21 protein-coding genes and 1 pseudogene are annotated in these 23,830 nt (G+C 59.7%); 6 read left to right on the forward strand and 16 right to left on the reverse strand.

Going from position 1 to position 23,830, the window contains the following annotated elements:
* Nucleotides 1-4: 4 nt before the first annotated feature.
* Nucleotides 5-1,219 carry an MFS transporter gene (locus ACPYOJ_RS05975; protein ID WP_481415424.1) on the reverse strand — a complete coding sequence of 405 codons (1,215 nt, stop codon included), beginning with the start codon at nt 1,217-1,219 and terminating at the stop codon, nt 5-7.
* 132 nt (nt 1,220-1,351) lie between these two features.
* On the opposite strand from ACPYOJ_RS05975, the gene ACPYOJ_RS05980 reads away from it, so the two are divergent.
* On the forward strand, nt 1,352-1,939 hold the full coding sequence (locus ACPYOJ_RS05980) for a TetR/AcrR family transcriptional regulator (RefSeq protein ID WP_481415425.1): 588 nt from the start codon (nt 1,352-1,354) through the stop codon (nt 1,937-1,939).
* A gap of 154 nt (nt 1,940-2,093) precedes the next feature.
* On the opposite strand, the gene ACPYOJ_RS05985 is transcribed toward ACPYOJ_RS05980, so the two are convergent.
* The 5 genes from ACPYOJ_RS05985 to ACPYOJ_RS06005 all read right to left on the reverse strand — a co-directional run bounded on the left by ACPYOJ_RS05985 (nt 2,094) and on the right by ACPYOJ_RS06005 (nt 7,132).
* Nucleotides 2,094-2,840: a ThuA domain-containing protein gene (locus ACPYOJ_RS05985; RefSeq protein WP_481415426.1), complete on the reverse strand. Its 747-nt coding sequence runs from the start codon at nt 2,838-2,840 to the stop codon at nt 2,094-2,096.
* A gap of 13 nt (nt 2,841-2,853) precedes the next feature.
* Nucleotides 2,854-3,939, reverse strand: coding sequence for an ABC transporter ATP-binding protein (locus ACPYOJ_RS05990; protein WP_481415427.1), 1,086 nt, complete (start codon nt 3,937-3,939; stop codon nt 2,854-2,856).
* Between the two features lie 21 nt (nt 3,940-3,960).
* The gene (locus ACPYOJ_RS05995) at nt 3,961-4,872 is read right to left on the reverse strand and encodes a carbohydrate ABC transporter permease (RefSeq protein WP_481415428.1); all 912 of its coding nucleotides are present in this window, start codon (nt 4,870-4,872) and stop codon (nt 3,961-3,963) included.
* 1 nt (nt 4,873) lies between these two features.
* Nucleotides 4,874-5,761 carry a carbohydrate ABC transporter permease gene (locus tag ACPYOJ_RS06000; RefSeq protein WP_481415429.1) on the reverse strand — a complete coding sequence of 296 codons (888 nt, stop codon included), beginning with the start codon at nt 5,759-5,761 and terminating at the stop codon, nt 4,874-4,876.
* A 78-nt stretch (nt 5,762-5,839) separates the two neighbouring features.
* Entirely contained in the window at nt 5,840-7,132 is a 1,293-nt protein-coding gene (locus tag ACPYOJ_RS06005) for an ABC transporter substrate-binding protein (RefSeq protein ID WP_481415430.1), read from the reverse strand.
* Between the two features lie 200 nt (nt 7,133-7,332).
* On the opposite strand from ACPYOJ_RS06005, the gene ACPYOJ_RS06010 reads away from it, so the two are divergent.
* The 4 genes from ACPYOJ_RS06010 (at nt 7,333) to ACPYOJ_RS06025 (ending at nt 13,872) form a co-directional block, all read left to right on the forward strand.
* On the forward strand, nt 7,333-8,340 hold the full coding sequence (locus tag ACPYOJ_RS06010; protein WP_481415431.1) for a Gfo/Idh/MocA family protein: 1,008 nt from the start codon (nt 7,333-7,335) through the stop codon (nt 8,338-8,340).
* A 9-nt stretch (nt 8,341-8,349) separates the two neighbouring features.
* Nucleotides 8,350-9,348 carry a LacI family DNA-binding transcriptional regulator gene (locus ACPYOJ_RS06015; protein ID WP_168833077.1) on the forward strand — a complete coding sequence of 333 codons (999 nt, stop codon included), beginning with the start codon at nt 8,350-8,352 and terminating at the stop codon, nt 9,346-9,348.
* A gap of 192 nt (nt 9,349-9,540) precedes the next feature.
* Nucleotides 9,541-10,653 carry an efflux RND transporter periplasmic adaptor subunit gene (locus tag ACPYOJ_RS06020; RefSeq protein WP_481415432.1) on the forward strand — a complete coding sequence of 371 codons (1,113 nt, stop codon included), beginning with the start codon at nt 9,541-9,543 and terminating at the stop codon, nt 10,651-10,653.
* A gap of 3 nt (nt 10,654-10,656) precedes the next feature.
* Nucleotides 10,657-13,872, forward strand: a complete 3,216-nt coding sequence (locus tag ACPYOJ_RS06025; RefSeq protein ID WP_481415433.1) for an efflux RND transporter permease subunit — start codon at nt 10,657-10,659, stop codon at nt 13,870-13,872.
* Nucleotides 13,873-13,999: 127 nt separating this feature from the next.
* On the opposite strand, the pseudogene ACPYOJ_RS06030 reads toward ACPYOJ_RS06025, so the two are convergent.
* The 7 genes and pseudogenes from ACPYOJ_RS06030 to ACPYOJ_RS06060 form a co-directional block, all read right to left on the reverse strand.
* Nucleotides 14,000-14,307, reverse strand: a pseudogene (locus ACPYOJ_RS06030) (hypothetical protein).
* Nucleotides 14,308-14,867: 560 nt separating this feature from the next.
* Complete coding sequence (locus tag ACPYOJ_RS06035; RefSeq protein WP_481415434.1) at nt 14,868-15,287, reverse strand: helix-turn-helix domain-containing protein; 420 nt, start codon at nt 15,285-15,287, stop codon at nt 14,868-14,870.
* Between the two features lie 290 nt (nt 15,288-15,577).
* Nucleotides 15,578-16,846, reverse strand: a complete 1,269-nt coding sequence (gene tolA, locus ACPYOJ_RS06040) for a cell envelope integrity protein TolA (RefSeq protein ID WP_481415435.1) — start codon at nt 16,844-16,846, stop codon at nt 15,578-15,580.
* A gap of 30 nt (nt 16,847-16,876) precedes the next feature.
* Nucleotides 16,877-17,329 (reverse strand): hypothetical protein, encoded by a 453-nt coding sequence (locus ACPYOJ_RS06045; protein WP_481415436.1) that lies wholly within the window; start codon nt 17,327-17,329, stop codon nt 16,877-16,879.
* Nucleotides 17,330-17,591: 262 nt separating this feature from the next.
* Complete coding sequence (locus tag ACPYOJ_RS06050; protein WP_168833083.1) at nt 17,592-18,014, reverse strand: EF-hand domain-containing protein; 423 nt, start codon at nt 18,012-18,014, stop codon at nt 17,592-17,594.
* Nucleotides 18,015-18,296: 282 nt separating this feature from the next.
* The gene (locus ACPYOJ_RS06055) at nt 18,297-19,343 is read right to left on the reverse strand and encodes a glycoside hydrolase family 25 protein (RefSeq protein WP_481415437.1); all 1,047 of its coding nucleotides are present in this window, start codon (nt 19,341-19,343) and stop codon (nt 18,297-18,299) included.
* A 184-nt stretch (nt 19,344-19,527) separates the two neighbouring features.
* The gene (locus tag ACPYOJ_RS06060) at nt 19,528-19,872 is read right to left on the reverse strand and encodes a hypothetical protein (protein WP_481415438.1); all 345 of its coding nucleotides are present in this window, start codon (nt 19,870-19,872) and stop codon (nt 19,528-19,530) included.
* A 177-nt stretch (nt 19,873-20,049) separates the two neighbouring features.
* Between ACPYOJ_RS06060 and ACPYOJ_RS06065 the strand changes: the two genes are divergently transcribed.
* Nucleotides 20,050-21,192, forward strand: a complete 1,143-nt coding sequence (locus ACPYOJ_RS06065; protein ID WP_481415439.1) for a glycosyltransferase — start codon at nt 20,050-20,052, stop codon at nt 21,190-21,192.
* A gap of 675 nt (nt 21,193-21,867) precedes the next feature.
* Here ACPYOJ_RS06065 and ACPYOJ_RS06070 read toward each other — a convergent pair.
* The 3 genes from ACPYOJ_RS06070 to ACPYOJ_RS06080 all read right to left on the reverse strand — a co-directional run bounded on the left by ACPYOJ_RS06070 (nt 21,868) and on the right by ACPYOJ_RS06080 (nt 23,665).
* Nucleotides 21,868-22,350: a hypothetical protein gene (locus ACPYOJ_RS06070; protein WP_481415440.1), complete on the reverse strand. Its 483-nt coding sequence runs from the start codon at nt 22,348-22,350 to the stop codon at nt 21,868-21,870.
* Nucleotides 22,351-22,501: 151 nt separating this feature from the next.
* On the reverse strand, nt 22,502-23,353 hold the full coding sequence (locus ACPYOJ_RS06075; RefSeq protein WP_481415441.1) for an FkbM family methyltransferase: 852 nt from the start codon (nt 23,351-23,353) through the stop codon (nt 22,502-22,504).
* A 99-nt stretch (nt 23,354-23,452) separates the two neighbouring features.
* Nucleotides 23,453-23,665, reverse strand: a complete 213-nt coding sequence (locus ACPYOJ_RS06080) for a DUF2905 domain-containing protein (protein ID WP_481415442.1) — start codon at nt 23,663-23,665, stop codon at nt 23,453-23,455.
* Nucleotides 23,666-23,830 lie beyond the last annotated feature (165 nt).

The following is a 23,830-nucleotide window of genomic DNA, read 5'->3' on the forward strand; positions in this document are numbered from 1 at the left end:
GAGATCAGCTCTCTTGGGCAGCAGTCGTCGCCCTTTCTGGGCGCGCGCGGCTTGCCATGAGCCCCGTGAGGCCGGTGGCGATGATGGCGGCCGCATAGATGTCGGTCGTCAGCTGGTAACCGAGCGTCTTTGCAAGAAACCCGGCAAGAATGGCGGGTAGGCTGAAGGCGAGGTAGCTCTGGACGTAGAAGGCCGACAGCAGCCCGGCGCGCTCATCCGCTTTGGCAAGCGGCATGATCGATCCGACAGTCCCGAGGAAGCTCGTACCGAACCCCATCCCGGTGACCAGTGTCCCGATGATCAGGACCGGCACGTTGGCGAGGTGGGTCCCGGCGACGACGGTGAGGAAGCCGACCGTCGTGGCCGAAACGCCGAAGGTCACGTTTGCCCGCGGACTGCGTGCACGGCGCAGGAAGACGCTGAAAGAGCCGGCAGCCATCAGCGCGGCCACGACCGCTCCTCCGGTCAGCGGCGCCCGGCTGCCGGTGGTCGAGGCCACAAGCGAGGGCACCAGTGACAGATAAAAGCCGCCAAGTGCCCAGTTGGCGATATTGACTGGCGTGGCGAGCGCAAGTGGCCGCTTGACCTGGGGCGGAATGCTGAGCCGCGGCATGAGGGAGGCCAGTGCACCCGTGCGTCTGCCGCCCGTTTCCGGCGTCATCCATATCGCCGCCGCCTGCGCCGCAAAGCCAAGCAGGAGCAAGCCATAGATGAGGTGAAGCGGGAAAGGGCCGTATTGAATGAGCGCGCTGGTGCCGATTGCGCCGAACGCCATTCCCGTCAACGGTGCGAGCGAGTTCACGAGCTGGCCCTTGGCGCGGTCGACGTCGACAAGTGCTGCGCCAATCGAGGCGCCGGCTATGCCGGTCGCAAGGCCTTGAACGATGCGCGCCGCGATCAGCCAGTTGGGGCCATCCGCAACGACGAAAAGCGCCATGGCTGCGACTTCGAGAAGCAGCGCACCGAAAATCACCGGCTTGCGGCCGAGATGATCGGAAATCGAACCGGCAATCAGCAATGCCGTCAGGAGTGCGAAGGCATAGACCGCAAAAACAACTGTCATGATCACCGGCGAGGCGGCGAAGTTCTCCTGGTAGATACGATAAAGCGGCGTCGGCGCCGCGGATGCGCCGAAGAAGGTTGCGAGCGTGACGGCATGGAAAGCGATTGGGTTCTTTGCGGCAGCTCCGGACTCTCTGGATTCGCGGGAGGAGAACATATATAACCCTCAAAAGCTAAATCGTTGCGTTTAGGCGATGTAAGCGAACGCGCGGCTAAAAGCAAATAATTTGCGTTTATGGCTTCATGAAAATTTCTGAACCATCACCGAAGGAAGGGCCAGGATAGGAAAATGGCAGGCAGGGAAGGTCTCCGTCCGGGCGGCAGAAGCGCCAGGGTCCAGGCATCGGTTCACAAGGCCGTACAGGATCTCCTTGCGAAGATGGATCGCGCGGACCTGACAATTCCGATCATCGCGGCTGAAGCGGGGGTAACGCCGTCGACCATCTATCGCCGTTGGGGCGATCTTCAGGAACTGCTTTCCGACGTCGCCGTCGAGCGGCTGCGCCCCGACATGCAGCCGGTCGATACGGGTAGCTGCCGCGGCGACCTGCAGGCGTGGGCCGAGCAATATGCCGAGGAAATGTCCTCGAACCCCGGCCGGGAGATGATACGCGACGTGCTATGTTCGCAAGACGGCAGCGGCGCCTTTCAATGCCGCAATTTCACTAAGCAGCAGATCGAGGTGGTCGTGCAGCGTGCCAGGGAGCGCGGCGAAGCGTTTCCGGATGTCGAGGCGGTCTTAGACCGCGTTGTCTCTCCTATCATGTACCGCATCCTTTTCGGCGAAACACCGGATGCTGCACGTGTCGAGCGTCTGGTGGCAGGGGCAATGGAGCTGATATCGCCAACGCGGGCTTCCGCCCGTAAATCTGCGTGATGTCCCATCCGCATTTGATGGTTCCACGACTCGCAGCTGACTGAATTGCTTCCGCGGTGAGAAGCGCCGGGACAAACCGCCTTTTCGTTGTCCCGGCCGCAATTCGTTCGACGCGGAGGATGCCTAAGCTGTCAAAAGCCAGCCCCGCGCGCGATCAGACTCGCTTGTCCGGACGGCTGTGGAGCGGTTGGGCCCGGTGCCAGTTTTCAAGGATACGGCCGTCGGTATGCGTCTGCTTCGCCCAGCGGATGCCGTTCGAAATGACCTTGTGCACGTTCTTGTCGTGATAGATCGGATAGGTCTCGTGACCGGGACTGAAGAAGAAGATGCGCCCGCGGCCGCGCTGGAAGGTGCAGCCGCTCCTGAATACTTCGCCGCCCGAATACCAGGAGATGAAGACGAGCTCGTCCGGCTGCGGAATGTCGAAGGGTTCGCCGTACATTTCCGAGGCATTGACCTCGAAATAAGGCGGCAGGCCCTCGGCGATCGGATGCGCGGGGTTGACGACCCAGACCCGCTCGAGATCACCATCCGGCGTCTCGCGCCAGGAGAGATTGGCATTCGTTCCCATCAGGCGCCGGAAGAGCTTGGAGTGGTGGCCGGAATGCAGCACCAACAGCCCCATGCCCTTCAGCACTCGCTGTTGCACACGGTCGATCAGCCCGTCACTGACCTCCTCATGCGCCATGTGACCCCACCAGAGCAACACGTCGGTGTCATTAAGCACTGAATCCGGCAGGCCTTCATCGGGATCGTCCAACGTACCGCGGCGGATCTCGAAATCGGGATGCTGGATGCCGGCGGCGATCGCTCCGTCGATGCGGTCCGGATAAATCTCCTGCACTTCCTTGTGCAGTTGTTCGTGGCGTCCCTCGTTCCAGATGGTGACCTTGATTGTCATGATGTCCTCTATCTTATGAAGCTTGAGCAGGGCGAATGACCCGCCCGGCGGTGTCGAACAAATGGCAGGCCGAAGGGTCGGCCGCGAGCGAAACGCGGTCACCTGGCCGCAGAGCGATGTCGCCCTCGGCGCGCACCACGATCGGCTGCGCCTGCGAGCCGACCGTCATGTAGGTTTCAACGCCGAGCCGCTCGACGATCACGACCTCGGCGGAAAAGTTGCCCCGGCCCTCCGGCGTGATCTTCAGATGTTCCGGCCGGATGCCGAGCCTCGCCTCCCCTTGCGGCACGGAGCTTCCTTTATCCGGCAGATCGAGCGAAAGCCCGATCGGGCTTTGGGCATGCAGCAGCCCGGCTTGCGGGCGGGTGACCGTCACCGGGATGATGTTCATCTTGGGCGAGCCGATGAAGGTCGCGACGAACTCGTTTTCCGGCCGGTGATAGAGCGTCATCGGCGCGCCCTGCTGCGCAACGACGCCCTTGTTCAGCACGACGATCCGGTCCGCCATGGTCATCGCCTCGACCTGGTCATGAGTAACATAGACGACGGTCGCCTTGAGTTCCCGGTGCAGGCGCTGCAGTTCGGCGCGCATCTGCACCCTTAGTGCGGAGTCGAGGTTTGACAACGGCTCGTCGAAGAGGATCAGCGACGGCTTCTTGATGATGGCACGGCCGATCGCCACACGTTGCCGCTGTCCGCCGGAAAGTGCCGCGGGCCGGCGATTGAGATAGTCGGTCAACTGCAGGATCTCTGCGACGCTTTCGACCTGGCGACGAATCTCCGCTTCCGGGACTTTCTTCAGGCTCAGGGAAAAACCGATATTCTCCGCCACCGTCATGTGGGGGTAGAGCGCGTAGGACTGGAACACCATGGCGATCCCGCGTTTGTCCGGCGGGACGTCGTTGATGCGCTGGCCGTTGAGGATCAAGTCGCCGTCGTCGATGCCCTCGAGGCCGGCGATCATCCGCAGCAATGTCGATTTACCACAGCCGGAAGGCCCGACGAATACGGCGAATTCACCATCCTCCACGGTGATATCCACGCCCTTGATGACTTCCAGCGCACCGTAGAATTTGCGAACGTTCTTGAGATTGATCATCTTTGAAACTCTTTCCGGAAATCAGCCTTTGACGCCGCCCGCGAAGGTCTGCACGAGGAAGCGTCGCGCGAAGCCGAAGGCGACCACGGCGGGCATGAGGTAGATGAAGGCGAGTGCCGCAAGCAGGCCGTAATCGATCTCGTTGATACGCAGGAAGGCACGGAAAAGGCCGAGCGGCAGTGTTTGCAACTCCGGCGACGACAGGAATATCAAAGGCAGCAGGAAGTCGCCCCAGGCCGACATGAAGGCAAACAGTCCCGCGGCCGCCAGTCCGGGCAGCGCCAGCGGAATGAGCACCCGGCGGATGCGCTGCACGAGTGTTGCCCCGTCCATCACGGCGGCTTCTTCATAGTCCCGTGGCAGCCCGTCGAAGAAGGTCTTCATGATCCAGAGCGCCAGCGGCAATTGCATGGTCGCAAGCACGAGGATCAGGCCGAGATAGCCATCGATGAAGCCGGTCCAGCGCATGATCGGCCGGGCATACTCGCCGAAGATCGGGCGAAGCACAGCCCCTTCGGCATTGTTCAGCGTCAACAGGAACTTGTAGAGCGGCACGACGAGCGCCGTCGGCGGCAGCACGCGGATCAGCAGGATCGCATAGAGGAACGGCAGCTTCCACCAGGCCCGGGTCCGCGACAGCGCATAGCCGCCGAGCCCCGCCAGCACCATGACCAATACCGTCGCGCTGCCGACCACGAAGAGCGAATTGAATAGCCATTTCGCGCCGTCCTCCTTGGTGAAGACGCGCATATAGTTGGCAAACGACCACTGCTCCGGCCAGCGCAGGAAAAGCTGCGCATTTCCGTCGAAGGAGGCAAGCAGCACCCAGAAGAAAGGCACGGCGCAGAAGATCGAGATCAGCGACAGCGTTGCGTAAGCAAGCAGATCGGAGCGGGTCTTGTTCGCGTTCTCGGCGGGAGAAATTGCTGCCATGTCAGACGTCCACTTTCATGGCCCGGACATAGCCGATGCCGAGGACCAGCGAAATCAGCAGGGCGACGACGGCCACCGCCGCGCCGTAACCGAGCTGGAATGCCGTAAAGGATTGGTTGTAGATGTAGATGCTGACGAGCTCCGTCGCACCGCCCGGCCCGCCGCGCGTGAGCGCATAGACGAGACCGAAGACGGCAATCGTCGAGACCGCAGAGATCAGCATGTAGAGAAGGATCGTCGGCATCATCAGCGGCAGGGTGATGCGGCGAAACATTTGCGACGGGGTCGCTCCATCTATGCGGGCAGCCTCGTAGATTTCGGTTGGAATGGTGCTGAGGCCCGCCGTCAGCAGGATCATGGCGGTGGCAATGCCGCGCCAGGTGTTGACGATGATGATCATCGACAGCGGAAAGACCTGCAGCCAGTCGGCCGGCGTGACGCCGAAAAAGCTGACGATCCGGCTGAGTGTTGCTTGCTCGCCGCCCGCCAGCATGGAAATCCACATGAAGCCGGCAACGACTTCCGGCGCTGCGTTCGGCAAAAGGATGATCGAGGAGAATATCTGCCGGAAGCGGATGTTCCGGCGAAGCGCGATCGCAGAGATCAGACCGAGGACGAACTGGCCGATGACCGCCGAGCCCAGCACGAAGAAAAAGGTGACGAGCAGGGAGTTCCAGAACTTCGCGTCGTTCAGAAGCCGCGCATAGTTGCGGATCCCGACGAAGCGCGGCCGAAGTGCTGCGGCGCCGGTTAGCGCTTCATTGGTGAAGCTCAGATAGACGGAGTAAAGCGCAGGGTAGATCACGAAGGCCAGAAGCAGCGCCAGCGATGGCAGCAGGATCAGGAGAAGCTGCCGCTCGGCGCGCTTTTCGTGGACGTTTCGGACCATGGAAGCCTACAACTCCGTCGGAATGGACTGGAAGACGCGGCGGCTCAGCCGCGTCCCCGGAATAAGCGGAAGGACAGCCTATTTGACCATGTCGTCGCCGAGCGTTTCCTTGACGTAGTCGACCAGGATCTTCTGGGCGCCGGCCGCATCGGTTTCCTTGCGAAGCAGCGCTTCGGTTGCTCGGGCAACGCCTTCGGCAACCGCGCCGAAGCCGGCAGCCTGCTTCAGAAACACGCCGTTTTCAGCGGCCGCATGGATAGGAACCAGCTCGGTCAGCTTCTGGAAGTCGGCATTCTTCGCAGCGTCCTTGCTGGCCGGAATGTTGCCGATCCGGGCCGCATAGGACACCTGGGTCTCTACCGAGCCGATTTCCATCAGCGCCTTCTTCGCCAGTTCGACATTGGCGGACTTGGAGTTGACCGCCCACGGCGCAGCAAGGTTGGCAATCACATACTGGCTGCCACTTTGGCCCGGAACCGTCCAGGTGCCGACGACTTTCGTCACGTCCGGAATTGGGTTCTTGCTTTCGCGGCCCCAGTCAAAGATGTAGCACCAGGAGCCGCAGGTGGTTGCAGCAAGCTTGCCGGCCGGGAACATCTGATACTTCGGCACGACCCACGGTTCCGGTCCAAGCAGCGGCTGCGTCGGCATCAGATCGTTGTCGATCAGCTGCTTGTAGACGTCGAAGACGTCCTTGACGCCCTCGCCATTGAGGTCGAGCTTGCCATCGGCATCGACGATCTGCGGCGTCTTGGAGCCGACGATCAGGTGCTGGAAGCCTTCGTCGAAGGCGCCACTGCCCCAGGAAACGCCCGCCGGGAAGAGCAGGCCGTAGGCGCCGGTCTTCTTTTTGATTTCGGCGGCACGATCAAGAAGCTCCTTCCAGGTCTTCGGTTGCTCGGTGGAGATGCCCGCCTTGTCGAGAACGTCCTTGCGGTAATAGATCTCCTGAATGCCGAGCATGAACGGCATCACATAGGTTTCGCGGTCCGGGCTGACGGCGAGCTGCTTTGCGACATCATAGAGAGAGCCGTAGCCTTCCCAGGCCTTGAACTCGCTGCTGATCGGCGCGAGGTAACCGGCTTCGACCATGTCGGCGACGGCAGCCGTCGTCGGAATCGAGAAGAGGTCTGGAGCATTCCCGGCCCCGAGTTCCGTTAGCAGCTTGGTCAGGTAGTCCTTGTCCGGCGCGGGATATTCGATGACCTCGACGGTCACCCCATACTTCTTTTCGATGCGCTCGACGGTCGACTTCATGGCGTCGATGCCGGCTTGGCCGTGGTTGGCAATTCGGATTGTCTCGGCATGCGCCAGCGTCGAAACGGCGCTGAGCAAAATGGCGCAGAGGCCACCAATGACCGTCTTCTTCAACGGAAGTCCTCCCTTTTGGTACACGGCGCCCTCCAGCACCGTGCGCAAAAATGTACACGCATTCGCAGTTAAGACAAGATGGATATTAAGAAGCACTGCGCCCATGCATTATACATTTGATTTTGCTTTATAATTTTTGATATTGCCTTCGCTGCATCGTTGTGTAATCGTATACACAATTCGATCGGGAGGACCTTTGCATGTCACAGAAATTGCGGCTTGGCGTTATCGGCGCCGGGCTGAAGGCGGCTGAGTATGCGGAAAGCTGGGCGAAGATGCCTGAACTCGAGTTCGTGGCGCTCGCCGACACGAATCCCTCCTCCCGCCAGCGGCTGATTGACGTCTGCGTCGCTTCCGGCGCGCCGGCGCCGAGGAGCTTCGAGGACTATCGGGACATGCTTTCCACCTGTCGGGACGAGCTCGATATCGTCTACGTCTCGACTCCGCACGCCTTCCACGGCGAACAGGCGGTCGCGGTTGCGGAAGCCGGTCTCGACCTCTTCCTCGAAAAACCGATGGTCACCACGGTCGCCGAAGCCGAGCGGCTGATTGCTGCGCAAAAGAAAAGTGGCGTGACGATCGTCACCGCCTTCCAGGGGGGCCTTTCTCCGCTGGTCATCGATACCCGCGAGCGCGCCGTGAGCGGCGAATTCGGCGATCTGATCGCGATTTCCGGGATGATCTGGGAAAGCTGGTCGAGCAACTACGACGGACACTGGAAGCAGCAGCCCGAAATCTCCGGCGGAGGCTTCATGTTCGATACCGGCGCGCACATGATGAATACCGTTTGCCTGCTCGCCAACTCCGATTTCGAAAGCGTCTCGGCCTACATGAACAATCATGGGAAAAGGATCGATATCGCAACCGCCGTCTCGGCGCGTCTCAAGAATGGCGCGCTTGCGACCCTGACGGCGGCTGGCGAAGGTCCTCCGGGCTGCGCCTCATACATCACGTTCTTCTATTCCAAGGCGATCGTTCGCATCGACGCCTGGGGCGGCTGGCGCGAAATCAGCGTAGACCGCGCGAGTGGAGCCCGTGAGGAGGCCGAGATTCTCGGCAATCCGATGAAAAGCTTTCTCGCCATACGTGGCGGAAAGATGGAGAACACCGGTTCGGTTGAAATGGGCTTACGATTCGCTAGGCTCTGGGATGCAATCAAGGAATCGGCAGCGGCAGACGGCGTCCCCGTCAGGATTGCCGCGCCGTAAGCGTGTGGAATGTCTGTAATGAGCAAACGACGGATGACCTCGAAGGAACTGGCAAAGCTCGCCGGGGTGTCCTCCGCGACCATTTCCCGGGCTTTCTCGTCGGATTCGAGGATCGGCAGCGCTACACGCGACCGCATCCTGGCAGTTGCGCGCGAACATGGTTATCAGCCGAATGCGCTGGCGCGTTCCCTGAACAACCAGCGTTCCCGTCTGGTCGCGCTCGTCGTCAATGCGATCGGCAACCCCTGCGAAGCCGAGGAACAGCAACTTCTCGTCCAGCGGCTGCAGGCCCGCCAGCTTCTGCCCATCATCCTCTGTTGCCGCGATCACTCCGACCGGCTGCAACTGATGCGCCTGGCCTCGACCTATCAGGTCGATCACGTTGTCGTCTTCTCCGACATGGTCTCGATGCAGGACGCAGTCGATATCTTCCACACCACGAAACCGATCATCGTGTCCTTCGAACCGCTTGAGAACGAAAACGTCTCCAGTATCCGCATTGACGGCTCGGCGGCCGCCGACGAAATCATCGACAAGATCGTCCGCGACGGCAAGAAACGCTTCGCCTATCTCTCCGGCACCAAGTCCAGCTGGATCGACAAGCTGCGCCGCAAGTGGTTCGCCGATGCCCTCGCCAGACGCGGCCTCTCCCTGGAAGCTGAGGCCTTTGGCGACTACGGATACGATTCAGGGTTCAAGGAAGCCGTCCTCCTGCTGCATCGCTCCAAGGTCGATGCGATCATCTGCGGCAACGACGTGATGGCGATCGGTGCCCGCGACGCGGCCCGCCGCGTCCTCGGCAAGAACACGCCCGACGATATTGCCATCGTGGGCCAGGACGGCATCGCCATGGCCGCATGGGACTGCAACGATCTTACGACGCTGAGCCTCGACCATACCGCTTTCATGGATGCGGTGGTGGAGCTTATCGAGCGTCACGAAGCCGGACTCGAAGGCCCGCACAACATGATGCTCACCTGCACGGTCCGCTGGGGCTCAACGGCGTAGCCGTTATAACAATCATTGCATGAGCTAGCGCAAGCGAGCGAACTGACTTGGCGATACTTTAGGCGCGGCAAGCACAAGTCCGCCGCGGTGGACTTTATGCTTCTGATTCGTCTCTTTGTGACTGCTCGCTTTGGTGTATAGTCTAGGCGGGAAATTCGACACAGCATCAGCGTCTGCTCAGGAGAACGTTTCATGCGAGTCTCGAGTGTATTGGTTTCCGCCTTTTCATCCGCGCTATTTGTTGCCATCATCTTCGTGGCTGACGTTGCCTATTCCCAACAGGCACCTGCAGTGACCGTCGCTCCCGCTAAAATGATGGATCTGCGGGAGACCACGGACTTTACGGGCCGTGTCGTTGCCATACAGAAGGTCGATATTCGCGCCCGCGTCTCCGGTTTCCTGGAGGCTGTCAAATTCACAGAGGGGCAAACTGTTTCCGCCGGGACGGTACTTTATGAGGTCGAAGACGGCACGTATCGGGCCGCTGTTCAGGAAATCCAGGGCTCTATCGAGGCTGCCGAAGCAGCGCGGGATCTGGCTGCTATCGAGCAGCGTCGTTCCCAACAGCTCTTCGCCAACAGGACGATCCCGCAGGCGCAGCTCGACATTGCAAATGCCCAGGTAAAGAAGGCAGAGGCTGAGCTCGTCCGTCTTAGGGGCAGCAAGGCGAGCGCCGAGCTCAATCTTTCCTACACGAAGATCGTTGCGCCCTTCGACGGGATCATCGGCTTGAGCGCTGTAGATGTCGGGGCTCTCGTCGGTCCCGATTCCGGTTCGCTCGCCACTCTGACGCGGCTGGATCCTATCTATGTCAATTTCCCAGTCGCGACCTCGCTTTTTCTTACCTATCGCGAGCGCGTGCTGAGGGGAGAGGCCCCTCCGGGCGGCAATGTCGGGATAACTCTGCCGAACGGAACGATATATCCGTCGAAAGGGGAGATCAATTTCGTCTCCAGCGACGTGGCGCAGGGTACCGATACGATCCTGGTGCGCGCCGAATTCGCCAATCCGGATAAACTCCTGCTCGATGGCACGCTCGTCAGGGTCACGTTCGAACAGCTGGACAGGCAGGATGTGCTGGCCATACCGCAGGAGGCTGTACAACGCGATCAGCAAGGCGCCTTCGTGATGGTCGTCGGGGCGGATTCCAAGGTTGAACTTCGTCGCATCGAAGTCGCTCGCTCTACGGGCGGCCAGTCGGTGATCGCAAAAGGTCTGAAGGAAGACGAGCGCGTTATAACAGATGGCGTCGGCAAGGTACGACCCGGCATGGTCGTCGATGCTGCACCTGCCGCAGACGGCTAAGCCATGATCTCCGCAATCTTCATCGATCGCCCGCGATTTGCCGCCGTCATTTCCATCGTGCTGACGCTCGCCGGCCTGATTGCGCTGACAAGACTGCCGATCGCCCAGTTTCCCGATATCGTCCCGCCGCAGGTCAGTGTCACGGCTAACTATCCCGGCGCCGGCGCCGAAGTGGTCGAAGCGACCGTCGCTCAGCCGATCGAAAGCAAGGTCGTCGGCGTTGACGACATGCTTTACATGAAATCCACGAGCGGCGCTGACGGATCCTACAACCTGACGGTCAGCTTTGCCGTCGGGACGGATCCGGATATCGCCACTGTCAACGTCCAGAACCGCGTGTCGCTCGCCGAAGCCGGCCTGCCATCCGAGGTCAAGCAGACCGGCGTCAGCGTCCGCAAGAAATCCTCCGCCCTGATGCAGGTGATCGCCATCTATGGCGAGAACGACAGCTTCGATTCGCTGTTTCTTTCGAACTACGCGACCATCAACATAATGGATACGCTCAAGCGGGTGCCAGGTGTCGGCGATGCATCGATGTTCGGGGCCCAGGACTATTCGATGCGCGTGGTCCTCGACGTCGATCGCCTCACTAGCCTCGAGATGACGCCAACGGATGTGATCAACGCCTTACGGGCGCAGAACGTCCAGGCCGCCATCGGCCGTATCGGCGCCCAGCCGATGACGAACGACCCGCTGTTCCAGCTCAACCTGCAGACCCAGGGGCGGCTGACCGATCCCGCAGAGTTCGGAAACGTCGTCTTGCGAGCACAGCCCGACGGCTCCTATGTTCGCATTCGCGATGTTGCCAAGGTTGAGCTCGGAGCAGCGAGTTCGGATTCCAGCGCGCGCTTCAACGGCAGGCCGGTCGCCATGATCGGGACGTATCAGGCTCCCGGCGCAAATGCGCTTTCCGCAGCAGAGGGTGTCAGGGCGGCGATGGAGCGCCTCTCCCGCGCCTTTCCGGAGGGTCTCACCTACAAGATTTCCTATGACACCTCCGAATTCGTCGAGGCGAGTGTGGAGAACGTCGCCCATACGCTGATCGAGGCGTTCGTGCTCGTCATCGTCGTCGTATTTCTCTTTCTGGGCAGCGTCCGTGCGACGCTGATACCGCTGGTCGCCGTTCCGGTAGCCCTTATCGGCACCTTTGCGGTCATACTGGCGATGGGCTTTTCGCTGAATACCGTGTCGCTGCTGGCGCTGGTACTCGCTATCGGAATCGTTGTCGACGACGCAATCGTCGTCGTCGAAAATGTCGAGCGGGTGATGGAGGAGAATCCTGGCATGCGTGCGCCGGAGGCAGCCCGCCTTGCCATGGGCGAAATCACCGGCGCGATCGTTGCGATCACCCTCGTCCTGCTTTCGGTCTTCGTGCCCGTCGCCTTCATTCCGGGTCTCAGCGGTCAGCTCTTCCAGCAGTTTGCGGTCGCCGTCTCGGTGTCAATGGTGATTTCTGCGATCAATGCCCTGACGCTCAGTCCGGCCTTGTGCTCAATCCTCCTCAAACCGCACCACGGACCGAAACGGGGCCTTCTTGGGTGGATCTCGCGCGGCATTGACCGCAGCCGCGACGGCTATGCGTATGTCGCCGAGCATATCGCTCGCAGAGCCATTGTCGGCCTCGTGCTGCTGGCGATCGCGATTGGCGCCAGCGGTTGGCTGTTCCGTGTCGTGCCGACCGGCTTCCTGCCGAGCGAGGACCAAGGCGCCTTCTTTGTGGAAATCCGTCTGCCGGATGGCGCGTCCTACAACAGGACCGACACGATTGTGCGCCAGGTCGAAACATTGCTGGGCGGCATCGAAGGAGTCGCGAACGTCATCAGCGTCACGGGCTACAGCTTTCTCGATGGCCTGGCGAAATCGAACAGCGGCTTTGCCGTAGTGACCATGAAGCCCTTCGCCGAGCGCGAGAGCGCAGCCGCCTCGGTCGATTCCGCGATAGCGGCCACCATGGCCAAGGGCACGACAATCAGGGGCGCTCAGGTCTTCGCCTTCAACCTGCCCCCGATCCTCGGTCTGGGTAGCGGCTCCGGCTTCGAATATCAACTGCTCGACCTGCAGGGACGCCCACCCACGGAACTGGCCGCGACGGCCGGCGGGCTGATCGTGGCGGCGAACCAGAACCCGATGCTCGGGCCGACTTTCAGCACCTACTCGGCAACCTCTCCGCAACTCTATCTCTATCTCGATCGCGATCGCCTGCAGGCTCTTGGGGTGTCAGTCAGCGATCTGTTCGCCACGCTGCAGGGAACGCTCGGATCGTATTACGTTAATGACTTCAACCTCTTCGGCCGCAGTTGGAAGGTCAATCTACAGGCTGCCGAGACAGATCGCGATTCCGTCAACGACATTCCACGCCTGCATGTCCGCAATGCCTCCGGCGAGATGGTCCCCGTCGCATCCGTGGCGCGCGTGGACTACATCGTAGGCCCGCAATCGATCGTGCGTTACAACAACTACCGCTCCATCACGCTGAATGGCCAGCCGGCCCCCGGCGTCTCGTCGGGCCAGGCGCTTGCTGCGATGGAAGCGCTTTCGGCAGCGACGCTTCCGGCAGGCTACAGCTTCGAGTGGACCGGAACAGCGCTTCAGGAGCTCGAGGCGGCTGGCCAGACCACCGTGATCCTGGCGCTCGCCATCCTCTTCGCCTACCTCTTCCTGGTCGCTCTTTATGAAAGCTGGACGATTCCGATCCCGGTTCTGCTTTCGGTGGCGGTCGGTGTCGCAGGCGCTCTTCTTTCAGTGTTGATTGCGGGTCTGTCATTCGACATCTACGCCCAGATCGGGCTTGTGGTCTTGATTGCGCTGGCCTCCAAGAATGCGATCCTGATCGTCGAATTTGCCAAGTTCCAGCGGGAGAAAGGTGCAGGCATCGTCGATGCGGCCATTCAGGGCGCCCGGACCCGCTTCCGGGCAGTGATGATGACCAGCTTCGCCTTCATCGCCGGATTGATCCCGCTGGTTATCGCGCAGGGGGCTGGCATGCTCAGCCGCCGGGCGGTCGGCACGGGTGTTGCAGGCGGCATGCTGGTGGCCGCCCTCGTCGGGATCTTCATCATCCCGGCCCTCTATGTGGTCTTTCAATCGCTCCGGGAACGTGCGCATAAGCTTGCTGGCGGCTCGCAGCCGCAGCCCGCTGCGGCTGCCCCAGCGGGTGAGCGGCCACATGAGCCCGATCAGGTTGCGAGTTCCACGCAAAGGCGTGCCGATTCGAGTTAGCGCAAAGCGGCCGCCTGACGGAGGAAAGTCCGGTTCAGCTCGGGATCTTGCCTTCCTCCACGAGGCGGGCATCCGGCGCTCGAAGCGAGATCGTCGGCGATCCGCCGAAGGACACCGCACTCACCTCTCAGCGCGAACCAAAGGACCAATTATAGGATGATGCCGGGTCGTACACGCAGGCGTAATCGAGGATGCACATCTTTCCGTTGGCATCACGCAAACTGGTCGTGTCGCGCTTATCACCCAACCGGCAACGGGCTGGCGGATAGCGGAAGCTGCGGCCGCCGAAGCCGACGCGAACAAAAAGGCCTTCTGTTGACGGATGATCTGCGCAAGCTGGTTGCAGGTATGAGCCCGGGCATCGACGTTCACGGCCTCGACGGCAAGGACTGATGACGGGAGCAAAAACGCCGCGGCTAGGATCACGCTCTTCATGGAAGGTCCTCCCCTGAAGCCAGTTAAGCAGCGGCGCCCGCAGCATTCAAAGCAAATTTTGGAGAGGTGTTGAATTCCGCGCCGGCACTGCGGCCGGAATCGCGCGTGAAACGACACGAGCGCCCAAAAAAAGACCGCCCCGGCTGAAGGAGGCGGTCAATGCGGATACGATATCCGCTGGCCACGGTGCGCGAGGGGGGTGGGGGAAGCACCGAGGCTGTACTGAACGCCTCATCGGGGGAGTTCGCCGATGAAGCTATGAGAAGGTACCATTCCGTCGCACCGCGCGAAATTATACAGAGGTTGTGCCAATCATAGACCCATGGTCAGGGCGCGGCATCTTTCCCCGTCCCGTTACACTCCGGGCATGGCTCAGTGCCGACCCTGCGGTTCTGTTGAAATTTGAGAGGCGATATTGACTGTGGAATGTCAGCCTGCTTCGGACAGTGCTTGCGCGGATAACAAATGCCGCCGTCGGAAGCTGCACATGTTTTTGAACTCGAGCATCGGCTGGAGTGCCGCTTGATCCGCGCAGATCCTGTGCGATGCGGCAACGATGGTCACATTGCGAGGGCTTCGGTTTCGGCGGCCGCCATTGCCTTGACCAGCGAAAGGATCTTCTCCCGCACCTTTGCATCTGTAATTTTTAGATATGCCTGATTGAGGGCAAGCCCCTCCTTCGAGCGCAGGAACTCGCCTACTGGATCGGCGCTGTCCGAAATTCCGTCTCCATCAAGCCGCTGTGGCGATGCTTCGTCCTGCTGAAAGAAGAAGCTTGGCGGCGCGGAGAGAACTTCAGCAATCTTCAGCAGCCGGCTTGCGCCGATGCGGTTCATACCCTTTTCGTACTTCTGCACCTGCTGAAAGGTAACGCCGATCTGTTCGGCCAGCTGCACTTGACTGAGACCGAGCAACAACCGGCGCATTCTCACTCTCGAACCTACATGGACGTCGATTGCATTGGGAGTTTTTGCGTTCATTTCACTATTTCCCAGGAGGCGCGCTACTGAATGGCACCTGTTCCAGGGTAAGCCGGGCCGGCCGCCCTTCGGGTCCCAAATCGCTCAGCTTACTGCACCGCATCCAGCGGCCGCAGACGAGGCCGCTGCCTGCACCTCCTGCAAATGGACGTAAGCCGGACTATTACTGTTACACCACCCTCCCTGCCCGTTGCTATTGTCGGGAGAAAGGCTCCAACTATTAAAAAGGAGGGGATGACCTATACACGAGCTTAAGAGCTTTTATACGTGCCTGACCGCTCCCGCGACTTTTAGCGGCCGGTGACCTGGACCCCCACGTCAAACGTCCAAGTCGGCTTGCCCCAGTCGGCTGGCAGTGGCGAAAATGGGGAGAGACGGCGAATGTCAGCTGCAACATCCTGATCCAACTGTAGAAATCCAGAACTTTGCGTTATGGACAAACCAGCAAGTGAACCATTGGCACCAATCGTTAACTTGACGCGTACCGACATCGAACGGCCCATGCGTTTGTATTCGTTTGGCACCTTTACGCCGCGATTGATGCGGGATCGAACTTTGCCCGGATAATTGGCTACAGCCGCACTGCCTGCTCCATCCGAACCGCCGGCTGAACGGGAGTTCTGGTTCGACTTCGCAAGTTCTTCGCCGTCGTTCGCGCCACGCTTCGAATCCTGTTTGTTCTCACCCTGCGAGCCGGCAACCTTCTTTTCGACCTTCTTCGGCGGCTCTTTCATTTCCGCCTTTGGCTTTTCGACCGGCCGCACGGCCTTCGGCGTTGCGGACATCGGCATCTCTTCCGGCTGCACCGGCTCCGGCAGGGCTTCCGCAGTTTCCACCGGATCAAGGGGCTTTACCTCTTCCGGTATCTCGGTCGCCATCGGCTGGATAACGGAGGTCTCCATCGGAACATTCGAGGTCAGGACTTCCGGTTCTGTAGCCGTGACGGTCTCCGCAGAGGCCCGCGTCACTTCCTGCACCGGCCGAACCGGCTCGGCTTCGACAGGTTCCGCCCTTTCCGGCTGCACTTCGGTGGGCTGAATCGTTTCCGGCCGAACGGTCTCGGCCACCACTTCTTCGGGCTGCGGCTCTGCCTGCAGGTCGGGGTCGCCGGCAGACGCCTGGTCGGCCTCGGAATCGCCGAGAATGACGACGCTGACAGTCTCGCCCGCCTCCTCCTCCGGCTCATGCGGCGTCACCACGAAGCCGACGGTAAGCACGGTGAAAAGTATCGCATGAAAGGCAAACGACGTCAGACACGCTACGGCGACATTGCGCTTGCGGAGCTTCGGCGCAGCGTCCTGCTTTTCAATTGCGCACTGCACCATGTGCGGCGCATCCGCAGCACCAGCCTTCGGGCCTTGCGGATGTTCCGGGAAGCATTCGATCTGAGCGAAACGGGTATAATGGATGATGGCTTCGCCAGCAGGCTGGCGCGGCGCATTGCGCAGTTCCGGCATCTCGTGCCCGGGAAGGAGCCCCGGCGGGTTGTCGTTCGAACCGCCCGCGTCCTGCTCGGCGAAGAACGCGTGCCGCGACCTGGATTTCGCTGAAACTACCATTTGCCTTTCCCCGGCCCCCGGCGCCATTCTTCACCCTTCGAAGGGAACGGAAATCTGCGAACGGGTGACGAGACCCTTCATGCATTCGCCCGGCGCCGGACCATCGCAGACCGGCGTATCGTTGATCAGGATGCGGGTGACCGCCTCGCACTTGACGTTCGGCATGTCGAACTGGCGCACGCGCTTCTTGCCCTGCGGCAGATCGCGGAAATCGAGAACGGTGATCTTTTCGACGGTGTTCTTGTCGTTGAAGAAGGCGAGCTCGAAGGAAATCTTGTTGACCGGTGAGCCCAGCTTGTTCAGCGCCACGAAGGTCATCATGCAGCCCTTTTGCGAGGGCGTCAGGGCGTTGAGCTCGACTTCGAGGGCGTTTGCGGGAGCCAGAGGGGCCGCGGCAGCATCCTGTGCATAGGCGGGCGAGATGCTTCCAGCCGCCATCAATCCGCCCGCCACGAAAGTTGCAAACCTGCTTGCCGCCAACATCACTTCTCCATCCATTTCTGAAACTTGACTTAAATAGTCATATATCAGAGACGAACGGCATTCGCCAGAGCGGCTACAGCTCTACAATTCGCTGGAGAACCAGCAGGTGGCGAAGCATTGCAGTTGCGCAACACCGAGGCGATTGAGGCACAAGGCGTCGAAGGGGATCCCGAGGCTTTTTAGCAGATCTCGTGCCGATGACCGCCGCGTGTCATTTCCTTCGCGACGGTCAAATCCATCATTCAGGGGCCACTAAGCGGCCTCAGGACTTGGGTAGTCGATAGTTTGGATCCAGATGCCCAACCTTTACCGGGAAGATGTTGGCCAAACCTTCGCGAAGTTCGTCCTCATTGACGGAGCCCTTACCGGTCGTGTCGAGTTTTGCCCACCGGTCCTCATTATAGCTTGCATCGTAGGGCCTGTCGTTGAGTGCGGCGAGGCGCGTTTGGCCATCCAGATATTCGCTCTTGGTGAGCGTGCCGTCTTTGTTTGTATCTGCCCATTCCATCGCCTGACGGGCCATGCGCGCCTGGAATTCAGCGACAAGTTCATCATCGGTTCGCAGTGGCGGCGCCTTTGGTGGCTGTTGAGGCGACACCTCCATGCCCTCATCTTTCACGGACGGACTCTTGCGCGCCTTCGGGACGAACAGGCTGTAAACGGAATTGTCAGATCCTACTTTCATAAAAATGATATCCTTTTCTGGCTGACCTTACGCAAGGCCAAGTTGTAGGCCGATACTTGTCCGGACCTTGCCAAAAACGCGAATTGGCGAGTTGCGTTACAACTGAAAAGGATGAATGCGTCGGCCCAATGCAGCCGATGCCGTGAAGTACTACCCCGAACAGCCTCTGTCGCGGCCAGATCAAACGACGCGACGACTATGATTTTTATGGCGCTCGGGAACCTGGCCGGGCAAGGACCGTAGAGGCATTGCGAAGAACCGCCGCTTTCTTATCCGATTCGCTCAGCCGGCCGATGCTTCAGCCCAATCGTGCCACTCCGCCTCGCTGCCATGGAATACGTTGAGGTCGATCCTGCCTTCGACGCCATGCGAGAGGCCGGAGCCCGAATACTGCCAGAAGAGCCACTTTCGTCCCGGATAGACCTTGGCGGGGTGAGCGGCTACCGAGCGCAGCCAGAAGTGATAGTTGGGGAACGCCCCCTTCAGATTGTCTCGGTAGAAGTCCGGAGCGGTATAGATGATCGGGCGTTGGCCGTAATGCCGCTCGAGCTTGTCCATGAAGACCTGCATCTTCTCCAGCACCCGCGCCCGCGAAGGCTGTTTCCTGCAGCTCGATTCGCCATTCCACTCGACGTCAATGACTGGCGGAAGAGCGTCCGCGTCCCGCGGGACGTTGCGGATGAACCAGTCTGCCTGCTCCCCGGCGGTCCGGCACCAGTAGAAGAAGTGATAGGCGCCGCGTTTCAGCCCGGCCTCCTTGGCGTTGCGCCAGTTCTTCCGGAACATCGGATCAAGATGGTCGCCGCCATCGGTCGCCTTGATATAGGCGAAGTTCGCGCCCTGTGTCCGCAACTTCACCCAGTCGATCCCGCCTTGCCAGCGCGAAACGTCGACACCGTGCACGGCGAGCTTCCGTGGCGAGGCGGAACCAAAATTGATGGGCTTGGCGTCGCGGAAACGGCGGCTGTAAATCTGCGTCCTCGGAGACGGATCGATCGCGGGGGGCGCGGGGTCGACGGGGGCGACTGGGGCGAAAGCCGCAGTCGGCCTTTCCGCCGGAACGGGCATGGCTGCCGTTCCTGGTGCCGTCACGAAGGCCTGCGGTTGCGGAACCGGCCCCGCCCAGGCAAGGACCTCCTGCTGCGGAGCGGCCGGCGCGAAGGTTTGGCCTACGTCTGCTACAGGCACCGGGGCGGCCGGTCGGACGACGGAACTCGTCGTTTCCTGCGACGGCAATCCGGCTACCAGGCTTTCCGGACCGGTATTGGATGCGCAGCCCGATAGGGTCAGCGAGGCGAGAAATATTGCTGGAACGGCCGCTAGACGCATATGCCCCCGTACACAAAACAATTGCCGGCGGCAGAAGCCGCGTCATGAACAGGAGATGCTTACCGGAGAATTACCAAAAAAGACTGAATCCTAACGACGCCGTTGCCTAAGTGGCTGAACGGAGAGGATGGCCAAGAGGGATCGTCCGGCCGCCCCTGGTTGGGACTTCGCGAACGGGACCGTCTTATTTCTTGTTAGCCAGGCGACGGCTGTTGGCGCGGACACGCTTACCAAAGGGTTTGACAGCAGCCGCGACGACCGCGTCGTGAGTCTTCGTCACTGAGGGACGTCTGCCCATCATCAAGTTGATCGTCGCGTCGAAAGCAGCCTTCGACAGCGCCATATTGACCGCCACCGCGCTCTCTGCAGTGGCTGCGAGTTTTTCCACGACCATCCGCTGAAGTTCCGCCGCATCCTGGGCTTTACCCGTCAGCGTCGCAATCTGCATCTGCTGGAGCCGGAGCGACATCACGAAAGGGGCTTCCAACCAGAACGTGACTGCGTTCCTGCGGAACTGGCGCGGCGTCATGATGATCCCTCCCACGCTGGCGCTACCGCCATTAAGCATGACCTTTGTGACAGGCGATAGCCAATGCCTGCCCGAACGCCGCACGTCATCATAGTGTCATGTGAGAATGGTGATCTCTGACCTGTCGCGCCGCGATTCATGTGATTTTTGCAGCCGCTTCCACTCTTGGAATTGCCGATGCTCTACATGCTTGCCGTCGTCGGTCTCCTTCTGGCGATTCACATCATAAGTTTGATGATTGCCGGATGGCGGATTTCACGACGTGGTCTTGTTACACCTGATCTCTCGTCGCGATCTCCGGTCTCTATCGTCATTCCGGTTTGCGGCCTCGAACAGTTCTCGCAGGAAACGATCGCTTGCGCCCATCGCCTGGACTGGCAGGACTACGAGCTCATCTTTTGTGTCGCTGACCGAAACGACCCAGTGGTAGCAGCGATCGAAAGCGCGCGCTTAGAGCATCCGACCGTGAAATCCCGGACGCTGGTGGGAGACGACCGTTTCAGTGCCAACCCGAAGCTCAACAACTGCCTCAAGGGTTGGAATGCAGCCGCCCATGATTGGATCGTCCTCGCCGATTCCAACGTTCTGATGCCTCCGGACTATCTCCACCACTTGATGGCTGCATGGCGAAGCGACAGCGGTCTTGTCTGTTCGACGCCCCTGGGCGCTCGGCCCCAAGGGTTCTGGGCAAAGGTCGAATGCGCCTTTCTCAACACGCATCAGGCACGCTGGCAATATGCGGGTGAAGCGCTGGGCTTTGGCTTTGCGCAAGGCAAAAGCATGCTTTGGCGCAAGGAGACGCTTGACCGCCGGGGAGGCATTCAAGCCCTGGCGGCGGAGATTGCCGAGGACGCTGCAGCGACAAAGCTGGTCAACGGTCTCGGATTGAAGGTTCATCTGGTAGCATCGCCCTTCGATCAGCCGCTCGGCCAGCGGACTGTCCGGGATATATGGTCAAGGCAATGCCGATGGGCAAGGCTGAGACGTGTTACGTTTCCCATCTATTTCGCGGCTGAAATCTTTCTTGGACTATTGCCACCACTGCTTCTGGTGTTCTGCCTCCCCCTGTCGGGAGCCGGCCTGGCTGCGAGTACCGTCGCGGTTCTTGCGGCCGTCTACTTGCCAGAGCTAGCACTGGCAAAGAGCAAGAACTGGCATCTATCGCCCATGTCGCTTGTCGCCATGATAGCCAGAGACGTTATGATGCCTATCATTTGGATGCGAAGCTGGTTGGGCAAGACATTTGAATGGCGGGGCAATACGATGACGATCGGTCCGCAAGGTTCCCGATTGAGTGAGGCACCGGCTGTCCAGATGTGAAGACCCCAAAATTCCACCGGGCGTTTGTTTAACCGCGGGCACGGCCTAGTCCGGATCAACCCGGCTTGGTCCACTCTGTATCCGCTGCGTTGATGAAGGCTGTTCCGTCACTGGTGAATGACCGTCTGCAGGCCTTCCGGAACTGGTTTCCAATTGCGAAGGCTTTTCCGCGCGACGAGGTTCACGCGGCCGACAGCCGAGCACACGACCCCACTCTTTCCGAGATAAGGCTTCCAAGTCTTCGATGCTCATCACCGCTTCCCCCGGTGCTCATATCAGAGAGCATATTAGAACCTAAGCATAAAACGACCGCAATAATCCAATTGGGTGAACGCTCGGAACGCCCTTCTGATCGAAAAGCCATGGTAGCGGGCAGGTATGCTGTTGGGGGATGTTCTCGCGACGAGATCGCAAGCGTCCAGCGACCACGCCAAGGCGTAGCGCTCATATACCGGAGTATAATACCTTTATTTGCAAACCGGATGTACCTTATCACCACTGCCTCATGTCCGTCTCTCGCATGAGGCGGGTGACCAGGCTTCTGAGCTCTGGTGTTTTTCTCCCTCCCTTGGCAATGGATCGCTTCGATCCATTGGGAGGTCGCATTCCCCCCAGCGACCTCCCCTTTTCTTTCAAAGCACCGACGCTAACGCATCTCGGCGGAGCTTGTATCGATCAGCGCAGACGGCAAAGTCTAGTTAACTGCGACTGCGCCCAGTCCCGGGCGAACTGCTGGGTCTCCTCCAGCCCGGACAGAAGCGCGCCGAGTTCGCCGCTGATCTGAATATTTGCATCGGTTATCCTGCACGCGCCAATATCAAGCGTCACCGTGGCTACAACTTCGCCCTCGAGCGGAGGCGTCTGAAAGAGTGAATCTGAACTTGACTCACAAGTCAGCAAAGCCTTTGCGACGACAGACGATGCGCCGCTTGGCAACGAACAGATATCGACCGACAGCACTTGAAATCTCGCGGTGTGGTTTGGACCCAGCGGAAGTTGTTCACACAGTTGCGCGGAGCCGATCGCCCTGGCGATTTGCGGCCACTCGGGGCTGTTGAGCGCTGACCTGCACTCTGCCAGGGCTGGCACGAAGGACAAGAAAGATATGGCTGCGGAAAAGCCGGTGACTTTCAGATTCCTGCAAAATCGCTCCCTCATCGACCATCCTCTATCTAATCTGGGAGTTGAACTCGAGATTATGAAGCCGCAATAGCCCGGTGCGGTATCTGTCACTTGCCGAATTGCCACGCCCACTGGCGCGTCGGATATCCAGGTGGCTGAGCTACTATAAGAAGCAGGGCGGGAGCGCCTAAGCATGCATGCGCTCGAAAACGTAATCGTTTTGACCGGGTAAAAATCTGTTGGTTTCGACGATATCGAAAGTGGATGGATCACCGATCCGGCGGAGATACGACCTGATCAGGTAATAATCGACCGTGTAGATATTGCTGATGGCATAGGCTTTGAATCCCGCCTTGATGAACTTTTCGACAAACTCCGAAGAGTCATCGCTTACTTCCGAGGCGACGATTAGGTCGGCAGGAAATTGATCAACGTCATCAAGGATAGACTTGAGGACGGGTCCTTCCGAACCCTCTATGTCTATCTTGATGAAGTTGATCTTCCCAATGTCGTCGCCGAGAATCCTTTTCAGCGGCAATCCTGGTATCGTACCGGATGCATCTACGGCTACAGCATTGGCGCCGGCATTGTGCTTGGTGCCCTTTCTGATGGAAATCGTGCATGGCTCTTCTGTTGCGGCAACATTGAGCGCTCTTACATTTCCCGTGTCGTTTAGTGAAAGGTTCGTCTGAAGTCTCGTGAAGGTGGTTGGATCAGCCTCCACCGAGACGACGACACCATCAGCGCCGACTTTCTTTGACGCGAGCAGCGAGTAATAGCCGACATTCGCTCCGATGTCTGCATAACCATCACCTTGCTTCAGCCTGGAAAGGGTGAAGTGCGTGAGGTTATGTTCAAATATACCGAAGAACCTGATTCGTCGTTGAACGAAGTCTCGAGAATTGCAGAGCATCCTGGCGTCAAAAACCGTGTACGCTTCTGAAGATGGGCTCAATATCGTGTAGAGCCTCATATATATCCTCTGAAAAACGTCCATCGACTTGACAATGAAATAGAAGAACTTGCCGCGCCTTGGCATGCAGCCCCCTCCTCCATCAGCCCGTCTATTAGGTAGATCGAAAGAACGGCAAACTTAAGATTGTCAAATTCTGCCTGCGTTGCTCGCGGAAGCGGTCTTCTAGCGATTGATCAGCCAGAGGAGCGCGGAAAGCACGATGCTGACAAGCAGGCCGGTGGCGATAGGGATATAGATCGTGAAGCTCCCGCGCTGGACCAGAATGTCGCCCGGTAGTCTCCCAAGACCGAGACGCCCAAGCCACGGCCAGAGAATACCGAGCGCAACGATTATAAGACCAATGGTGATCAGCGTCCGGGACATGGTAGCTCCCATGCTTCCTGCCTCGATTGACACGGATCAATCTAAACCAGCCTCGCTCTAAGTCCAAATGGCCCTTGGCAAGAAACGAGCCGCCCATATTGCGTTTTCGCTACGGCAGGGCGCGCCCGATAAAGCGCCCGATGCTGGCAGTTGAAGGTATAGTGACCTATTCGCCAC

The organism is Rhizobium sp. SVR5-9E, from assembly GCF_056755095.1.

Excerpts from the sequence above, each read along its gene's own strand:
- ACPYOJ_RS06080 (WP_481415442.1), bottom strand. The coding sequence starts at position 23,665 with ATGGGAGCTACCATGTCCCGGACGCTGATCACCATTGGTCTTATAATC.
- ACPYOJ_RS05985 (WP_481415426.1), bottom strand. The coding sequence starts at position 2,840 with ATGACAATCAAGGTCACCATCTGGAACGAGGGACGCCACGAACAACTG.
- ACPYOJ_RS05980 (WP_481415425.1), top strand. The coding sequence starts at position 1,352 with ATGGCAGGCAGGGAAGGTCTCCGTCCGGGCGGCAGAAGCGCCAGGGTC.
- ACPYOJ_RS06025 (WP_481415433.1), top strand. The coding sequence starts at position 10,657 with ATGATCTCCGCAATCTTCATCGATCGCCCGCGATTTGCCGCCGTCATT.
- ACPYOJ_RS06070 (WP_481415440.1), bottom strand. The coding sequence starts at position 22,350 with ATGAGGGAGCGATTTTGCAGGAATCTGAAAGTCACCGGCTTTTCCGCA.
- ACPYOJ_RS06055 (WP_481415437.1), bottom strand. The coding sequence starts at position 19,343 with ATGCGTCTAGCGGCCGTTCCAGCAATATTTCTCGCCTCGCTGACCCTA.
- ACPYOJ_RS05975 (WP_481415424.1), bottom strand. The coding sequence starts at position 1,219 with ATGTTCTCCTCCCGCGAATCCAGAGAGTCCGGAGCTGCCGCAAAGAAC.
- ACPYOJ_RS06015 (WP_168833077.1), top strand. The coding sequence starts at position 8,350 with ATGTCTGTAATGAGCAAACGACGGATGACCTCGAAGGAACTGGCAAAG.
- ACPYOJ_RS06035 (WP_481415434.1), bottom strand. The coding sequence starts at position 15,287 with ATGAACGCAAAAACTCCCAATGCAATCGACGTCCATGTAGGTTCGAGA.
- ACPYOJ_RS06045 (WP_481415436.1), bottom strand. The coding sequence starts at position 17,329 with ATGTTGGCGGCAAGCAGGTTTGCAACTTTCGTGGCGGGCGGATTGATG.
- ACPYOJ_RS06075 (WP_481415441.1), bottom strand. The coding sequence starts at position 23,353 with ATGCCAAGGCGCGGCAAGTTCTTCTATTTCATTGTCAAGTCGATGGAC.
- ACPYOJ_RS05990 (WP_481415427.1), bottom strand. The coding sequence starts at position 3,939 with ATGATCAATCTCAAGAACGTTCGCAAATTCTACGGTGCGCTGGAAGTC.
- ACPYOJ_RS05995 (WP_481415428.1), bottom strand. The coding sequence starts at position 4,872 with ATGGCAGCAATTTCTCCCGCCGAGAACGCGAACAAGACCCGCTCCGAT.
- ACPYOJ_RS06010 (WP_481415431.1), top strand. The coding sequence starts at position 7,333 with ATGTCACAGAAATTGCGGCTTGGCGTTATCGGCGCCGGGCTGAAGGCG.
- tolA (WP_481415435.1), bottom strand. The coding sequence starts at position 16,846 with ATGGTAGTTTCAGCGAAATCCAGGTCGCGGCACGCGTTCTTCGCCGAG.
- ACPYOJ_RS06020 (WP_481415432.1), top strand. The coding sequence starts at position 9,541 with ATGCGAGTCTCGAGTGTATTGGTTTCCGCCTTTTCATCCGCGCTATTT.
- ACPYOJ_RS06050 (WP_168833083.1), bottom strand. The coding sequence starts at position 18,014 with ATGAAAGTAGGATCTGACAATTCCGTTTACAGCCTGTTCGTCCCGAAG.
- ACPYOJ_RS06000 (WP_481415429.1), bottom strand. The coding sequence starts at position 5,761 with ATGGTCCGAAACGTCCACGAAAAGCGCGCCGAGCGGCAGCTTCTCCTG.
- ACPYOJ_RS06065 (WP_481415439.1), top strand. The coding sequence starts at position 20,050 with ATGCTCTACATGCTTGCCGTCGTCGGTCTCCTTCTGGCGATTCACATC.
- ACPYOJ_RS06060 (WP_481415438.1), bottom strand. The coding sequence starts at position 19,872 with ATGACGCCGCGCCAGTTCCGCAGGAACGCAGTCACGTTCTGGTTGGAA.